Source organism: Pseudomonas sp. PSE14 (genome assembly GCF_029203285.1).
Lineage (GTDB): Bacteria > Pseudomonadota > Gammaproteobacteria > Pseudomonadales > Pseudomonadaceae > Pseudomonas.
On record NZ_CP115669.1, the window covers coordinates 5,136,053 to 5,150,515 of the forward strand.

General features: G+C 68.3%; 15 protein-coding genes. 8 read left to right on the forward strand and 7 right to left on the reverse strand.

All coding sequences use genetic code 11. The features are described from left to right. Positions 1 to 317: 317 nt before the first annotated feature. Positions 318 to 2,342, forward strand: coding sequence for an NADPH-dependent 2,4-dienoyl-CoA reductase (locus O6P39_RS23600; protein WP_275608807.1), 2,025 nt, complete (start codon positions 318 to 320; stop codon positions 2,340 to 2,342). A gap of 101 nt (positions 2,343 to 2,443) precedes the next feature. On the opposite strand, the gene O6P39_RS23605 is transcribed toward O6P39_RS23600, so the two are convergent. Next, positions 2,444 to 2,848, reverse strand: coding sequence for an SRPBCC family protein (locus O6P39_RS23605; RefSeq protein WP_275608808.1), 405 nt, complete (start codon positions 2,846 to 2,848; stop codon positions 2,444 to 2,446). Between the two features lie 91 nt (positions 2,849 to 2,939). On the opposite strand from O6P39_RS23605, the gene O6P39_RS23610 reads away from it, so the two are divergent. The 5 genes from O6P39_RS23610 (at position 2,940) to O6P39_RS23630 (ending at position 6,511) form a co-directional block, all read left to right on the forward strand. After that, positions 2,940 to 3,389 (forward strand): DMT family transporter, encoded by a 450-nt coding sequence (locus O6P39_RS23610; RefSeq protein ID WP_275608809.1) that lies wholly within the window; start codon positions 2,940 to 2,942, stop codon positions 3,387 to 3,389. Between the two features lie 48 nt (positions 3,390 to 3,437). Further along, positions 3,438 to 3,986 carry an isopentenyl-diphosphate Delta-isomerase gene (idi, locus tag O6P39_RS23615; RefSeq protein WP_275608810.1) on the forward strand — a complete coding sequence of 183 codons (549 nt, stop codon included), beginning with the start codon at positions 3,438 to 3,440 and terminating at the stop codon, positions 3,984 to 3,986. Between the two features lie 84 nt (positions 3,987 to 4,070). Beyond that, positions 4,071 to 4,472 carry a YkgJ family cysteine cluster protein gene (locus tag O6P39_RS23620; protein WP_275608811.1) on the forward strand — a complete coding sequence of 134 codons (402 nt, stop codon included), beginning with the start codon at positions 4,071 to 4,073 and terminating at the stop codon, positions 4,470 to 4,472. 156 nt (positions 4,473 to 4,628) lie between these two features. Then, entirely contained in the window at positions 4,629 to 5,978 is a 1,350-nt protein-coding gene (locus O6P39_RS23625; RefSeq protein WP_275608812.1) for an MATE family efflux transporter, read from the forward strand. Positions 5,979 to 6,055: 77 nt separating this feature from the next. Continuing rightward, positions 6,056 to 6,511 carry a DUF2214 family protein gene (locus tag O6P39_RS23630; RefSeq protein ID WP_275608813.1) on the forward strand — a complete coding sequence of 152 codons (456 nt, stop codon included), beginning with the start codon at positions 6,056 to 6,058 and terminating at the stop codon, positions 6,509 to 6,511. A gap of 10 nt (positions 6,512 to 6,521) precedes the next feature. On the opposite strand, the gene O6P39_RS23635 is transcribed toward O6P39_RS23630, so the two are convergent. From O6P39_RS23635 to O6P39_RS23645, 3 genes are read right to left on the reverse strand one after another with little or no spacing between them, the layout of a single operon-like run. Beyond that, on the reverse strand, positions 6,522 to 7,367 hold the full coding sequence (locus tag O6P39_RS23635) for an arylamine N-acetyltransferase (RefSeq protein ID WP_275608814.1): 846 nt from the start codon (positions 7,365 to 7,367) through the stop codon (positions 6,522 to 6,524). Between the two features lie 23 nt (positions 7,368 to 7,390). Beyond that, positions 7,391 to 7,873, reverse strand: a complete 483-nt coding sequence (locus O6P39_RS23640) for a cupin domain-containing protein (protein ID WP_275608815.1) — start codon at positions 7,871 to 7,873, stop codon at positions 7,391 to 7,393. Then, a complete protein-coding gene (locus tag O6P39_RS23645; protein ID WP_275612019.1) occupies positions 7,870 to 8,610 on the reverse strand; it encodes an NAD-dependent epimerase/dehydratase family protein in 741 nt (246 codons plus the stop codon). Before O6P39_RS23645 ends, O6P39_RS23640 begins: the two co-directional genes overlap by 4 nt. A gap of 183 nt (positions 8,611 to 8,793) precedes the next feature. Here O6P39_RS23645 and O6P39_RS23650 point away from each other — a divergent pair, with 183 nt between their 5' ends. Then, positions 8,794 to 9,354, forward strand: a complete 561-nt coding sequence (locus tag O6P39_RS23650) for an NAD(P)H-dependent oxidoreductase (RefSeq protein ID WP_275608816.1) — start codon at positions 8,794 to 8,796, stop codon at positions 9,352 to 9,354. A gap of 51 nt (positions 9,355 to 9,405) precedes the next feature. Here O6P39_RS23650 and O6P39_RS23655 read toward each other — a convergent pair whose 3' ends face one another. Continuing rightward, complete coding sequence (locus tag O6P39_RS23655) at positions 9,406 to 9,708, reverse strand: chaperone modulator CbpM (protein ID WP_275608817.1); 303 nt, start codon at positions 9,706 to 9,708, stop codon at positions 9,406 to 9,408. Then, entirely contained in the window at positions 9,705 to 10,661 is a 957-nt protein-coding gene (gene cbpA / locus O6P39_RS23660) for a curved DNA-binding protein (protein WP_275608818.1), read from the reverse strand. Before cbpA ends, O6P39_RS23655 begins: the two co-directional genes overlap by 4 nt. A gap of 263 nt (positions 10,662 to 10,924) precedes the next feature. Between cbpA and O6P39_RS23665 the strand changes: the two genes are divergently transcribed. Continuing rightward, positions 10,925 to 12,367 (forward strand): PLP-dependent aminotransferase family protein, encoded by a 1,443-nt coding sequence (locus O6P39_RS23665; protein ID WP_275608819.1) that lies wholly within the window; start codon positions 10,925 to 10,927, stop codon positions 12,365 to 12,367. 155 nt (positions 12,368 to 12,522) lie between these two features. On the opposite strand, the gene speA is transcribed toward O6P39_RS23665, so the two are convergent. Next, the gene (gene speA, locus O6P39_RS23670) at positions 12,523 to 14,436 is read right to left on the reverse strand and encodes an arginine decarboxylase (RefSeq protein WP_275608820.1); all 1,914 of its coding nucleotides are present in this window, start codon (positions 14,434 to 14,436) and stop codon (positions 12,523 to 12,525) included. Positions 14,437 to 14,463: the final 27 nt, after the last annotated feature.

The window sequence follows — 14,463 nt, forward strand, 5'->3', positions numbered from 1 at the left end:
TGCCGTCTGGGCGGCACGCGGACTGCTGGCGGTCGGTCTGGAGGGACTCATGCAGCCCCAGGAGGGCCAGCCCGATGAGAATCGCGAGCAGGTAATGGCGCGCATGTCTTCTTCTTATCGCTTTCATGACGTCCTCCCGTCACTTCAGCTTGCGTTCGGGGCACGAAGCCCTGCCATAAGGGAAAGTCTGCGGCCGATACGCCCGCTGTCAACCGCTGGCTTGACCGAAATGCCCGAACGGCACGGCATCCGGGCCGTTCACCGACGCACGGCAAGCCAATAGGGTGATGGGAACTCCAATGCCCACGGTTGCTTCCATGTCCACGCCCGCCTCACCCTACCCTCACCTGCTCGCCCCGCTCGACCTGGGCTTCACCCAGCTGCGCAACCGCGTGGTGATGGGCTCGATGCACACCGGGCTGGAAGACCGCCTGTGGGACTTCGGCAAGCTTGCCGCCTACTACCGCGAGCGGGCGCGCGGCGGCGTCGGGTTGATCATCAGCGGCGGATTCGCGCCCAACCGCGAAGGCTGGCTGCTGCCGCTGGGCAGCAGCCTCACCAGTGGTCTGCAGGTGCCGGCGCACCGGCGCCTGACCCAGGCGGTGCAGCGCGAGGGCGGCAAGATCCTGCTGCAGATCCTGCACGCCGGGCGCTATGGCTATCACCCGCTGGTGGTGTCTGCCTCGCCGATCAAGTCGCCGATCAGCTGGTTCAGCCCGCGCGAACTCTCCGAGCGCGGCATCCTGCGCACCCTCGCCGCCTTCGTCCGCTGCGCGAAGCTGGCCCAGGCAGCCGGTTATGACGGCGTGGAGATCATGGGCAGCGAGGGCTACCTGCTGAACCAGTTCCTCTGCCCGCGCACCAACCAGCGCCGCGACCGCTGGGGCGGCGACCTGGGCAACCGCATGCGCCTGCCGCTGGAGATCGTCCGGCGCATCCGCCGCGCGCTGGGCGAGCGCTTCATCATCAGCTACCGGTTGTCGCTGCTGGACCTGGTGGAAGGCGGCAACAGCTGGGACGACGTGTGCACCGTCGCCCGCGCACTGGAAGGCGCCGGCATGGACCTGCTCAACACCGGCATCGGCTGGCACGAGTCGCGAGTACCGACCATCGTCACCTCGGTGCCGCGCGCGGCCTTCGCCGAGGTCAGCGCGCGACTGCGCCGCGAGCTGCGGGTGCCGGTGATCGCCAGTAACCGCATCAACACCCCGGACGTGGCGGAGCGGCTGCTCGCCGAGGGTCACGCCGACCTGGTCTCCATGGCCCGCCCGCTGCTGGCCGACCCGCAGTTCGTGGCCAAGGCCGCTGCCGGACGCGCCGAGGCGATCAACACCTGCATCGCCTGCAACCAGGCCTGCCTCGACCACGCCTTCGCCAACCGCCGCGCCAGCTGCCTGGTGAACCCGCGCGCGGCTTTCGAAACCGAGCTGCGCTACCGCAAGGCGCGGGTGCACAAGCGCATCGCGGTGATCGGCGCCGGCCCTGCCGGGCTCTCCGCCGCCTGCGTGGCCGCCGAGCGCGGGCACCGGGTGACGCTGTTCGAGGCCAGCGGGGAGATCGGCGGGCAGTTCAACCTGGCCAAGCGGGTGCCGGGCAAGGAGGAATTCCACGAAACGCTGCGCTACTTCGCCGTGCGTCTGCGCGACCTGGGCGTCGAGGTGCAACTGGGCCGGCGCATCGCCCAAGGCGAACTGCAGGGCGAGTACGACGAGGTGATTGTCGCTACCGGCATCCGTCCGCGCACGCCGCAGATTCCGGGCATCTCCCACGCCAAGGTGCTCAGCTACCTCGACGTGCTGCGTGGCGCGCCGGTGGGCGAGAAGGTCGCACTGATCGGCGCCGGCGGCATTGGCTTCGACGTCGCCAGCTTCCTGCTCGCCGAGCGCGACGGCCCGCAGCCGCTGGGCGATTGGCTGGGCCAGTGGGGCATCGACCTGGATAACGCCACGCCGGGCGGGCTGATCCCGCCGCTCGCGGTGGCGCCGCGTCGGCAGCTCTGGCTGCTGCAACGCACGCCCGGCCAGCCCGGCGCCGGACTGGGCAAGACCAGCGGCTGGGTGCACCGCGCGCACCTCAGGCATCACGGCGTGCACATGCTCGGCGGCGTGGAGTACCGGCGCATCGATGATGACGGCCTGCACGTGCGAATCGATGACCGGGAGCAGTGCCTGGCGGTAGACAACGTGGTGATCTGCGCCGGGCAGGAGCCGTTGCTGGAATTGCAGCCGACGCTGGCGGCGCAGAACCTGCGCTACCACGTCATCGGCGGCGCGAACGTGGCGCGGGAGCTGGATGCCAAGCGGGCAATCCGCGAGGGCGCGGAGTTGGCAGCACGCCTTTGACGGCTCTTCGTAGGAGCGAGCTTGCTCGCGAACAGTTTTCCCGCCTGCTGCGGTGCCGGGGGTTCGCGAGCAAGCTCGCTCCTACAGAGGACGCACCGGCATCACGCAGACTCCAGCAACACCTTGATCGCCTGCAGATCCTTCTCCACCCACTGCGCATCGCGCTCGAAGGTAGCGTCGTCCATCTGCGGCTGGCGCAGCAGGGTCAGCTGCAATTCGCAGCCATCGCCATTGGCGATCAGCCGCAAGGGAATGTGGATCGCCGGGCTGTCTTCAGGCAGCACCGCGTGGTCCAGCACGCCGAAGGCGTTGTGCGGCGAGAAGCGCACCCGCAGCGGCCCCTGGGGTGTCTGCGCCAGCCACAGATCGCCTTGCAGCGGCTCGATCGCATGGCACAACCCCGAGGCCCAGCGCGGGAAATTCTGCGGTGCGGCGAGAAACTCGTAGGCCTCGCCCCAACGTCGTTCGATGCGGACGCTCAGGGTGCGGGAGGGCAAAGTCATCATGTACGGCTCCAGGAATCGGGCGGAGAGATGCTCCAGTCTGGTGCATACTAGCCGGCTGCCCTTTTCGCTTCGATTGCCCAGGAGTCATTCCATGCCCACGCCGCCCTGGTGGATGTTCGTACTACCCCTGATCGCTGGCGCCTGCCTGCCCCTGCAAGCCGGCATCAACGGCCAGTTGGCCAAGCAGGTGTCCAGCGTGCTGGCCGCCGCGCTGATTTCCTTCTTCGTCGGCACCATGGGCCTGCTGGTGCTGACCCTGGCCAACCGCGAGTTCCCCAGCCTCAATGCCCTGCGCGAGCTGCCCTGGTGGCAATGGTGCGGCGGCTTCCTCGGCATGTTCTTCATCTTCATCGCCGCCTTCGCCGCGCCGCGCGTCGGTGCGTTGATGTTCATGGTGCTGGTGCTTGCCGGCCAGTTGGGCATGGCCATGACCCTCGACCACTTCGGCTGGGCCGGCTTCAGGGAAGCGCCAGTCAGCGGGCTGAAGATCGCCGGCATGGCCGCCATCGCCGTCGGCATCTGGATGATCCGCAAGGGCTGATAAGCTGAACGGCAACGGCCACGGACGACGCGCTCGCAGGAGAACCCCATGACCGACATCCAGGTGATCCTGGTCGACGAACACGACAACCCGACCGGCACGATGGAGAAGCACGCGGCGCACCACCTGGGGCTGCGCCACCGGGCCATCTCCGTGTACCTGTTCAACAGCGCCGGCGAGTTGCTGCTGCAACGCCGCGCGCAGGGCAAGTACCACTGCGGCGGACTGTGGAGCAACAGCTGCTGCGGCCATCCGTACCCCGACGAGTCGGTGCAGCACGCCGCCGAGCGCCGGCTGCGCGAGGAAATGGGCGTCCAGGTCGCACTGCGCAAGCTGTTCGAGTTCAGCTACCGCCTGGAGCTGGCCAACGGCATGACCGAGCACGAATACGGCCACCTGTTCGGCGCCATCGACGACCAGCCGCCGCAGCCTGATCCCGAGGAAGCCGACGACTTCCGCTACATCACCCTGGCCGACCTGGAAACCGAGATGACCGCCCACCCGGAGCGCTTCACGCCCTGGTTCCGCCTCTGCTACCCGAGCTTCCGCCAGTACCTGCAGGACCACGGCGGGCTCGCGACCCTCTCGGCGTCCTGAGAGCCCCTGTTCGTCGAAAGGCCGCGCAATTCTTCGCGCCGACCACTATGATGCGCGCCTCGCTCGACCCTGCCGAATGCCGCCATGAGAAAACCGCCGCTAATTGCCAACGCCGAACTCGACCGCCTGGAAACCTGGGCCAAGTACACCTCGGGCCTGTGCAAGGACTGCAACGCCACCTGCTGCACCATGCCGGCGGAAGTCAACGTCAATGACCTGATCCGCATCGGCGTCGTCGACGAATTCGAGCGCGACGAACCGGCGAAGAACATCGCCAAGCGCCTGCTGAAGGAAGGCGTCGTCGAGCGCTTCAACCAGAAGAGCGGCATCTTCACCCTGACCCGCACCAGCAACGGCGACTGCTACTTCCTCGATCGCAAGACGCGCCTGTGCACCGTCTACGCCAAGCGCCCGGACACCTGTCGCAACCACCCGCAGGTTGGCCCGCGCCCCGGTTACTGCGCGTACCGCAAGAAGACCGCCTGAGCGCCCGCGGCGCTTTCTGCTCTTCGTAGGAACGAGGGGGCGCCTAGCCCTTGCTCGCGAACCTGCAAGGCACGGTGCTATGCGGTTCGCGAGCAAGCTCGCTCCTACAGCCCCTGAGGTGGCTCGCTATACTGCGGGCCTGTTCAGGAGCCCCGCATGAATCCCCTGCTCGAAGCCTGGCGTCACCAGCCAACCCACCGCCGCGTCTGGGCGCTGGCCGCGCCGATGATCCTTTCCAACGTCTCCGTGCCCCTGGTCACCCTGGTGGACAGCGCGGTGATCGGCCACCTGCCGCACGCCCATCAGTTGGGTGCAGTGGCCGTCGGCGGCGGGCTCTATACCCTGCTGGTGGGCGTACTGGGTTTCCTGCGCATGGGCACCACCGGCTTCGCCGCCCAGGCCGCCGGCCGCAGTGACGGCGGTGCGCTGCGGCGAATTCTCGGCCAGGGCCTGTTGCTCGCCCTGGGCCTGGCGCTGCTGCTCGGGCTGCTGGCGGTGCCGCTGACCGATCCGGCGCTGGCGCTGATGCGGCCATCCGCCGAGCTCGACACGCTGGCCCGCCAGTTCTTCCACATCCGCCTGCTCGGCCTGCCGGCGGCGCTGGCCACCTATGCGCTGGTCGGCTGGTTCCTCGGCACGCAGAACGCCCGCGCGCCGCTGGCGATCCTGCTCACCACCAACCTGATCAACATCGCCCTCGACCTGTGGTTCGTGCTTGGCCTGGAATGGGGCGTGGCCGGTGCCGCACGGGCCTCGGTGATCGCCGAATGGAGCGGCGCCCTGCTCGGGCTGGCGCTGACCCGTGGCGCGCTCAGGCGCTACCCCGGCCAACCGGACTGGACGCGTCTGCGCGCCTGGGCGAGCTGGCGGCCGCTGTTGATGGTCAACCGCGACATCTTCATCCGCAGCCTGGCTCTGCAGGGTGTGTTCTTCCTGCTCACCGTGCAGGGCACGCGCCTGGGCGACGCCACGGTGGCGGCCAACGCGCTGCTGCTCAACGGCCTGATGGTCACCTCCTACGCCCTGGATGGCCTCGCCCACGCGGTGGAAGCCCTGTGCGGCCACGCCATCGGCGGCCGCGACCGCACCGCGCTGCGCCGCTCGCTGGTGGTGGCCTGCGGCTGGTCGCTGATCGCCAGTCTCCTGTTCGTCGCCTTCTTCACTTTCGGCGGGCACCTGTTCATCGCCCTGCAGAGCGACATTCCCGAAGTGCGCGCCACCGCCGACCAGTACCTGCCCTACCTCGCCTGCCTACCCCTGATCGGCCTGTGGAGCTACCTGCTGGACGGCCTGTTCATCGGCGCCACCCGCGCCCGCGAGATGCGCAACGCCATGCTCCTGGCCTGCGCCGCAAGCCTGCCGCTGGGCCTTCTGCTGCAACCCTTCGGCAACCACGGTTTGTGGCTGACTTTCCTATGCTTCATGTTGCTGCGCGGACTGATCCTCGGGGCCTACGCCTGGCGACTGACGCGCCACGACGCCTGGCAGGTGCCTGCGCAGACCTGAGACACTGACGCCTGCGCCGTACGGCGCAGGCCTATCCATCCCGCCCCACCGAAGGCCCCATCAGAAGGACCCGTTCCATGGCCCAAGCCATTGCCGCCTACCTGCACTACCTGTCGATCTTCATCCTGTTCGCGCTGCTGGTGCTGGAGCACCGCCTGTTCCGCCTGCCGCTGGACCTTGAGCGCGCACGCAGCCTGATCGTCATCGACATCGCCTATGGCGCCTGCGCCGGCGTAGTGCTGCTGACCGGCGCAGCGCGGGTGCTGTGGTTCGCCAAGGGCGCCGATTACTACCTGCACAACAGCCTGTTCCACGCCAAGGTCGGGCTGTTCGTGCTGGTCGCGCTGCTGTCGATCCTGCCGACCATGACCTTCCTCAACTGGCGCAACGACCTCAAGGCCAGCCGTATCCCGCAGGTCAGCGCGCGCCAGTGCAAGCTGGTGACCATGACCATCCGCCTGGAGCTGCTGGCCCTGCTGATCCTGCCGCTGCTGGCCACCCTGATGGCGCGTGGTTACGGAATGATCGGCTGATCCCCGACGCTCACCCCTGTGGCGCGAGCAGCTCCGCCAGGCGCCGGCGCAAGGCCGGCACGTCCCGCTCCGTCGGCCACAGGCGGAAACGCTCGCGCAATACCACCAGCAACGCGTCCGCATCCGCGATGCCACGCTGCTCGACTTCACCGGCGGCGGTACGCCGGGTGAACTGGCCGTTGTACAACGACAGCCGCGCCCCGTCCTCGCTGATGGCCACGCGCAGGGACAACCGGAACACGCTCTGCGGATGGGTCGAGGTGTACCAGTTGCGCATGGCGTAATCGATCCACGACTGCGGTTGCAGGGTGAAGCGATAGAGCGTTTGCCAGCCGGAGCTGGAGCGCGCCGCCATCTCCAGCTCGCCGTCCAGCTGACCGGTCAGGCGCCAGCCGCCGGGTAATTCCTCGTTCAACCGCAGCGGCAGGGCGCGGGGCGATGCCGGGCCGCCAAAGCCGATGTCCACCAGGTGCACGCCTTCGTCCAGGTCGACCCGCAGCAGCAGGTGCGACTGCGGGGTCAGCGGCGCATCGGCCGGCAAGCCCCAGCGTACCCGTCCGACCAGCAGCGTCACCCGGTAGTCGAGGCTGGTCAGCAAGCGGGCGAACAGGCTGTTCAGTTCGAAGCAATAGCCGCCACGCTGCTGTTCCACCACCTTGGCGAAGACCGCCTGCGGATCGATGTCCACATCCTTTTCCAGCAGCACGTCGAGGTTTTCGAATGGCAGCTGGTGGAGCGCGGCGTGGATCAGCCGATCGAGGTTTGCCAGGGTCGGCGCCGGGCGCTCCACCGGCAGGCCAAGGCGGGCCAGGCTGGCGTCGAGCTGAGCAGCGCTGAAGGGGGTGAGCGGGGTCATGCGAATCTCCTTTCGCAAAGCATTCAATGGGTAGGTTCGGGGATCAGCAGCGGGCCGCAGTGCTCGTCGCTGACGATCACCACGAGCAGCCGGGCCGGCTCGCGGGCGCTGGGGTTCTCGGCGAACAGGTGCAACTCGCCAGTGGGCTCGAACCAGGTTTCCCCGGGGCCGTAGGTCCGCGCCGGCAGGCCCTGCATCTGTGAGCGCACCTGGCCGTACAGGACGATAGCGGTCACCGCGCCGGGGTGCCGGTGCGCCGGCGTATGGGCGTTGGGTGGGAAGTCCACCCGCAAGGTGGTAACGACCTTGCCGGGCAGCTCCGCCAGCGGCTCGCAGGACAGGCGGCTGACCTGGGTGGTCGGCCGGGCGCCGGCCTGGGAGTGCGCGGGGTTTTCGGCCAGTTGCACCTGGGGGCGCAACCAGGGCTGCCAGAGCAGCGCGCCGGCCGCCACGGCGGCGACCAGCAGCAGTCCGACACGGGATTCACGGCCCAGCGCGAGGTTCATGGGCGCCCCCCTTGCAGACGGAAACCCGGCTGCCAGCCCAGGCGGTGGCGAGCCTTGATCGAGCTGACCTCGATGTCCTGCTCGGCCACGTTGTAGCAACCCCGTACGCCCCACTCCAGCGCCAGCAACGCGGCGCGGGCGGCATCGTCCACATGCACGGCCAGGCGCGGGTCCGGCGTCTCGCTGCCGGTACCCGGTCCGTACAGCCGGCCGTAGCGCAGCACAATGCCTTCCATCGGCGCGGCACCGAGTACGGCGGCTTCCAGCGCGGCCACACCGCCGACGCTGATGGCGCGGTTGCCGTCGGCCCCAAGGTCCAGCGGCTGTTCCTCATGCAGCGGCAGTTCGCCCGGCGCATAGGCCCAGGCGATGCTCTGCGCCACCATGCGCTCGGCCCCGGCAGCCAGGGCGGCGGCCACCAGGTTGGCAGTGCCTTCGCGGCGCAACCGGGCATTGCGCGGCTGGGCAGCGGGCATCTGCGCCGGGTCCAGGCCCGCCGGCAGGTCGGTGAGCTGGTGAATGACCCAGCGCGGCTGGAAGGCCCGCATTGCCTCATGCAATGCCGCAGCATCGTAGACATCCAGCACCATCGCCCGGGCGCCCGCCGCCTCCAGCGCGGCGGCGCGCTGCGGCGAACGGCTCACGGCGAGCACCTGGTAACCGCGCTCCAGCAGCAGCGGCAACAGGCGCTTGCCGATGGCACCGCTGGCGCCAGCGAAGAACACTTTCATGCACATGATCGACCTCGAAACGGGCAGGCGGGACAGGGCCCAATCTAGCCAGGCCATGCCCCACTCCACAGAGCCAAGATCGTTCGAACTCACTGGGACATGCGGTCATGAGTCTTGATCCAGGTCCGCGCAGAACCGCCGTCATCGTCTATAACAAACGGCTCAATACCCGTTCTTGAAGGAGTCGTCATGAGCCAAGTCTTCGATGTCGCCGTCGTGGTCGGCAGCCTGCGCAAGGAATCCCTCAATCGCAAGATCGCCAAGGCCTTCATCCAGCTGGCGCCGGCCAGCCTGAAGCTGGAGATCGTGGAGATCGGCGACCTGCCGCTGTACAACGAGGAACACGACAGCGCCACGCCACCGGCCAGCTATACGGCTTTCCGCGAACGCATCCGCCGCGCCGACGCGGTGCTGTTCGTCACCCCGGAATACAACCGCTCGGTGCCCGGCGTGCTGAAGAACGCCATCGACGTGGGCTCGCGCCCCTATGGCAAGAGCGCCTGGAACGGCAAGCCGTGCGCGGTGGTCAGCGCATCGCCCGGCGCCATTGGCGGCTTCGGCGCCAACCATCACCTGCGCCAGTCGCTGGTGTTCCTCAACATGCCGGTGCTGCAGCAGCCGGAGGCCTACCTGGGCGGCGCCGGCAGCTTCTTTGACGAGGCGGGGAAACTGTCCGAGAAAACCCAGCCCTTCCTGCAAAGCATCATCGACGCCTTCGCCCGCTGGATCGAGCAGAACCAGCCGCGCTGACACGACAGTGCGCCGGCCCTCGCGAGCCGGCGCACGCCCTTCACTTCCGCCTCAGTCCTCCAGCAGGCGCGCCAGGCGCTGGCGCAGGTAGCGGTTCTCCGCGCGCAGCTCCTCCACCTCATCCAGCAGGCGCAGGGCCAGGGCAATGCCCGGCCAGTCCAGCTCGAATTCGCGGCGCAGGCGCACCGCGCGACGCACCACGCCGACCGCCTGGTAATCGAAGACCCAACGGCCGCCGCGCTGCTCGCAGGGTTCCACGATGCCCACCTCGACGATCTCGACGAGCACGTCGCGGGGCAGGTTCACCGACTGGCAGAGCTCGTCGAGGTCCACCACCATCACTGTCGTCGTCATGCGCGTTTCCCCCAATCGGCACGGGGATCGAAGGCCGCCTTGGCCGCCAGTTCCTCCCAGAGTTTGCGAGTCGCCTCATCGGCGTTCTTCGGCATCACCACCTTGAGCACGGCGTAGAGATCGCCGGGCGCGGCGCTGCCCTTGTTCGGCAGGCCCTTGCCTTTGATGCGCAGGCGCTGCCCGGCCTGGCTCGACGCGGGGATGCCGAGGTTGATCCGGCCGCCCAGGGTTGGCACTTCCACCTTGGCGCCCAGCGCGGCTTCCCAGGGCGCCACCGGCACGGTGACGACCAGGTCGCGGCCATCGACGTCGAACACCGGGTGCGGCACCAGGCGGATCACCAGGTACAGGTCACCCGCCGGCCCGCCGTTGATCCCCGCCGCACCCTGCCCTTTGAGGCGGATGCGCTCACCGTCGGTGGTACCCACCGGGATCTTCACGTTCAGCGTCTTGCTCTGCGGCGGCAGCTTGCGACCGTACTCGTCGTAGCTGGGCAGGCTGAAGCTGATCGGCCGGCTGTCGCCGGAGAGGGCTTCCTCGAGGAACAGCGGCACTTCCATTTCCACGTCCTGGCCACGGTGGGCGCGCGGCTGACGCGCACCAGCGCCGGCTCCGGCACGGGCGCCAAAGATCTGTTCGAAGAAGTCGGAGAAATCCTGCTCGTGCCCCGGCGGCGGGCCATCGAAGCCACCGCGCGGCTGCCATCCGGGCGGCGCCTCGAACTGCGGGCCCTGCTGGCCGTATTTGCGCAGCTCGTCGTACTCGGCGCGCTTCTCCGGGCTCTTGAGCACCTCATAGGCTTCGGAGACTTCCTTGAAGTGCGCCTCGGCGTCCGGCTCCTTGCTGACGTCCGGGTGGTACTTGCGCGCGAGCTTGCGGTAGGCGGTCTTGATCGCCTTCTCGTCGGCGTCGGGGGCCACGCCCAGGGCCGCGTAGTAATCCTTGAATTCCATCGGTATCGGTCACTCCTCACATGCGTTGGACCTGTCGGCGCCTGAATACACAAGGGGATCACGCAGGCAGCCGAGGCCGCTGCGCGCACAGCGAGGCGAACAGGTGGAAAAAGCGGGTTGTGCCTTACAGATGGAGACGGCGCGCCCGCTTTTCAACACTGCCCATCAGCCTAGACGCTGATCCTGCACCGCATTTGCCGGGGCGACCTGATGCGGGTCATGGCATAGTCACTCCTCCCGCTTCGCGACGAACTGCACAGGCCATGACCGCGCCCATCGATTCCTTCCGCCAGCCGCTGGACCCCAGCCAGACGCTGCCGATCTACCGTCAGCTCTACGAGCGCATCAAGGACGCCATCGCCCGTGGCGCGCTGCGCCCCGGCGAGCGCGTGCCGCCGGTACGCGGGCTGGCCGGCGAGCTGGGCGTGGCGCGGGGCACGGTGGAGCTGGCCTACCAGCTGCTGACCAGCGAGGGCTACCTGCAGGCGCGCGGACCGGCCGGCACGGTGGTCTCGCCGCAGCTCGCCGGACGAACCTCGCCGGCCCCGCCGGTAGCGCTCGACCCGGCCACGGTGGAACGCAGCCTGCCCGGGGTGATCGCCCATGGCCCGGCCATCAGGCCGCTGCAGCTCGGCCTGCCGGCGCTGGACGCCTTCCCCCGCGCGCTCTGGTCGCGCCTGTGCGCGCGCCGCCTGCGCCAGCAGGGCGCGGCGACCCTGGCCTATCCCGAACCCTGCGGCTATGGCCCGCTGCGCGAGGCAGTGGCCGGCTACCTGGGGGTGTCCCGAGGGATCGTCTGCGATCCCGCGCAGGTGTTCATCTGCGCCGGCTACCAGGGCGCGCTGGACCTGATCAGCCGCACCCTGCTCGAACCCGGCCAGGGTTTCTGGCACGAGGACCCGGGCTACCCCCGTGGCCGCGAGCTGTTGCGCCGCGCCGGCGGTGTGCCGGTTGCAGTGGCGGTGGATGACGACGGCCTGCGGGTGGAGGACGGCATCGCCCGCGCGCCGGACGCCCGCTTCGCCCTGGTCACGCCCTCGCAGCAGAGCCCCACCGGCGTCGCCCTCAGCCTGCCCCGCCGTCTGGCCTTGCTGGACTGGGCGGCTGGCGCCAACGCCTGGGTCATCGAGGACGACTACGACAGCGAATACCGTTACGCCGGCTTCCCGCTGCCGGCGCTTAAAAGCCTCGACCGCGCCGGCCGCGTGCTCTACACCGGCACCTTCAGCAAGGTGCTCTACCCGGCGCTGCGCCTGGGCTACCTGGTGGTGCCGCCGGCACTGGTGGAAAGCTTCGTGCGCAGCCAGCAGGTGTTCGCCTCCGGCTGCGCCGAACTGTTGCAGGCGACGCTGTGCGACTTCATGCAGGAGGGCCACTTCGCCCGCCACCTCAAACGCACCCGCACGCTCTACGCGCAGCGTCGGCAGTGGCTGCGCTCGGCGCTGGAGACTCGACTGGGCGAGAATCTGCGCTTCGCCGAGACGCCCGGCGGGTTGAACCTAATAGGGGCAGTGGACGGCGACGACCTCGCCATCGCCGCCCGCGCCCATGCCGACGGGCTGGGCCTGCAGGCGCTCAATGCGTGGTGCATGGAGGCGCGGCGGGAGCCGGCGCTGGTGATGAGCTTCACCAATGTGGTGGACCAGCCGATGGCGGCGCGGTTGGCGGAGCGGGTGGCGCAGGCGATGGAGGTCGGAACCTTGTAGGTGCGACTGTCTTCACCGTGCCTATGCATCCTCTCAGAGCAGCCAGGATCAGGGTAAGGGGCTTTTGATCTCCTACAGTCGATCATCCGAGCGGGAGGCTAGAAAGAAAAAGCCCCGCCGAGGCGGGGCTTTCGTTTACGCGCGCTACCAGTCTGTCAGGACGACAGGTAAGCCGACCGGGTCAGCCCCAGGCGCAGCGCATCGAGGAACTGCGTACGCTCTCGCGCGGTGAGCTTGGCCCCGGCGACCTTGTCGCGGTAGTGGGTCATCAGCTCCTCGGGCGACAGGTGCACGTAGCGCAGCATGTCCTCGATGGTGTCGTGGGTCTCGATGCCGGCGTGGTAGTAGCTGCCGTCGGCGTTCTGGTAGACGTTCACCGAATCGGTGTCGCCGAACAGGTTGTGCATGTCGCCGAGGATTTCCTGGTAGGCGCCGACCAGGAAGGTGCCGATCAGGTAGTCCTCGCCTTCCTTCACGTCGTGCACCGGCATGCTGGTCTCGATGCTCTGCTCGTCGACGTACTGGGTGATCTTGCCGTCGGAGTCGCAGGTCAGGTCCTGCAGCACCGCGCGGCGGGTCGGCTCCTCGCCCAGGCGGTGGATCGGCAGGATCGGCAGCACCTGGCCGATGGCCCAGGTGTCGGGCAGGCTCTGGAACACCGAGAAGTTGCAGATGTACTTGTCGGCGAGCTTGTCGTTGAGCTCGTCGAGTACCTGGCGGTGCGAGCGCTGGTGCGCCTTGAGCTGGTTGTGCAGACGGCGGCAGATGGCGAAGTAGCACTGCTCGGCCAGGGCCTTCTGCGCCAGGCTGATCTTGCCCTCGGCGTACTGCGCGGCGGCGTCGCTCATGTAGTGGGTGGCGCGCCAGTAGGTCTCGGTGACCATCTCGGCGTCGGTCGGGCCGAGCAGGTCGGCCAGCCACTGGACGATCTCCGGCTGTTCGGCGAGGTCGGTGATCTTCGGCACTTCGTCGTTGTGGCGCTCGACGTCGGTGACCTGGGTGATCAGCACCGCGTGATGCGCGGTCAGCGCGCGGCCGCTCTCGGAGAAGATGTGCGGATGCGGCAGGCCCTGGGCGTCGCAGAATTCCTTGAGCATGCCCACCACCACACCGGCGTAGTCGTCGATGTCGTAGTTGATCGAACTGGCGTTGCGCGAATGGGTGCCGTCGTAGTCCACGCCCAGGCCGCCGCCGACGTCCACGTGATCCACCGGCAGGCCAAGGGCGCGCAGTTCGCCGTAGTAGCGGATGGCTTCCTTGAAGCCGTGCTGGTAGTCGGCGAGATTCGCGATCTGCGAGCCCATGTGGAAGTGCAGCAGGCGCACGCCCTGGTCCAGGCCGGCGGCGCGGAAGCGCTCGACCACCGACAGCAGCTGCGCGGCGGACAGGCCGAACTTGGCCTTCTCGCCACCGGTATCGGCCCACTTGGAGGAGGCCAGCGAGGACAGGCGCACGCGCAGGCCGACCTGGGGCAGCACGCCAACGTTGGCGGCTTCCTCGATCACCAGCTGCACCTCGGATTCCTTCTCGATCACGATGAACACGTTGTGGCCGAGTTTCTGCCCCATCAGCGCCAGCTTGATGAACTCGCGGTCCTTGTAGCCGTTGCAGACGATGGTGCCGCCCTTGGGCGCCAGCGCCAGCACGGCCATCAGCTCAGGCTTGGAGCCGGCTTCCAGGCCGATGGAGACGTTCTGGGTGGCGATGATGCTTTCCACCACCGCTTCCTGCTGGTTCACCTTGATCGGGTACAGCGCGGTGTAGCGGCTGCCGTATTCAAGACGCGCGATGTTGGCGTCGAAGGCGCCGGTGAGCTTGCGCACGCGGTCCTGCAGGATGTCCGGGAAACGCACCAGCAGCGGCAGCGACAGGCCGGCTTCGCGCAGCTGGTCGACCAGCCCGTGCAGATCGATCGGCTGGGCATTGGCGCCCTGCGGGCGTACCTCGACATTGCCGGCGTCGTTGATGGCGAAATAGCCGGCGCCCCAGTGGCGAATGCCGTAGATGCTGCGGCTGTCTGCCACGGTCCAGTTGCTGCCGTCGTCTTTGCGGGTCCGTCTAGCGGCCATGCGGGGTGGTCTCCTCAAATGTCTCGA

Bases quoted from the DNA above. Each gene is read 5' to 3' on its own strand.
- O6P39_RS23600 (WP_275608807.1), top strand. From the start codon at position 318: ATGTCCACGCCCGCCTCACCCTACCCTCACCTGCTCGCCCCGCTCGAC.
- O6P39_RS23605 (WP_275608808.1), bottom strand. From the start codon at position 2,848: ATGATGACTTTGCCCTCCCGCACCCTGAGCGTCCGCATCGAACGACGT.
- O6P39_RS23610 (WP_275608809.1), top strand. From the start codon at position 2,940: ATGCCCACGCCGCCCTGGTGGATGTTCGTACTACCCCTGATCGCTGGC.
- idi (WP_275608810.1), top strand. From the start codon at position 3,438: ATGACCGACATCCAGGTGATCCTGGTCGACGAACACGACAACCCGACC.
- O6P39_RS23620 (WP_275608811.1), top strand. From the start codon at position 4,071: ATGAGAAAACCGCCGCTAATTGCCAACGCCGAACTCGACCGCCTGGAA.
- O6P39_RS23625 (WP_275608812.1), top strand. From the start codon at position 4,629: ATGAATCCCCTGCTCGAAGCCTGGCGTCACCAGCCAACCCACCGCCGC.
- O6P39_RS23630 (WP_275608813.1), top strand. From the start codon at position 6,056: ATGGCCCAAGCCATTGCCGCCTACCTGCACTACCTGTCGATCTTCATC.
- O6P39_RS23635 (WP_275608814.1), bottom strand. From the start codon at position 7,367: ATGACCCCGCTCACCCCCTTCAGCGCTGCTCAGCTCGACGCCAGCCTG.
- O6P39_RS23640 (WP_275608815.1), bottom strand. From the start codon at position 7,873: ATGAACCTCGCGCTGGGCCGTGAATCCCGTGTCGGACTGCTGCTGGTC.
- O6P39_RS23645 (WP_275612019.1), bottom strand. From the start codon at position 8,610: ATGTGCATGAAAGTGTTCTTCGCTGGCGCCAGCGGTGCCATCGGCAAG.
- O6P39_RS23650 (WP_275608816.1), top strand. From the start codon at position 8,794: ATGAGCCAAGTCTTCGATGTCGCCGTCGTGGTCGGCAGCCTGCGCAAG.
- O6P39_RS23655 (WP_275608817.1), bottom strand. From the start codon at position 9,708: ATGACGACGACAGTGATGGTGGTGGACCTCGACGAGCTCTGCCAGTCG.
- cbpA (WP_275608818.1), bottom strand. From the start codon at position 10,661: ATGGAATTCAAGGATTACTACGCGGCCCTGGGCGTGGCCCCCGACGCC.
- O6P39_RS23665 (WP_275608819.1), top strand. From the start codon at position 10,925: ATGACCGCGCCCATCGATTCCTTCCGCCAGCCGCTGGACCCCAGCCAG.
- speA (WP_275608820.1), bottom strand. From the start codon at position 14,436: ATGGCCGCTAGACGGACCCGCAAAGACGACGGCAGCAACTGGACCGTG.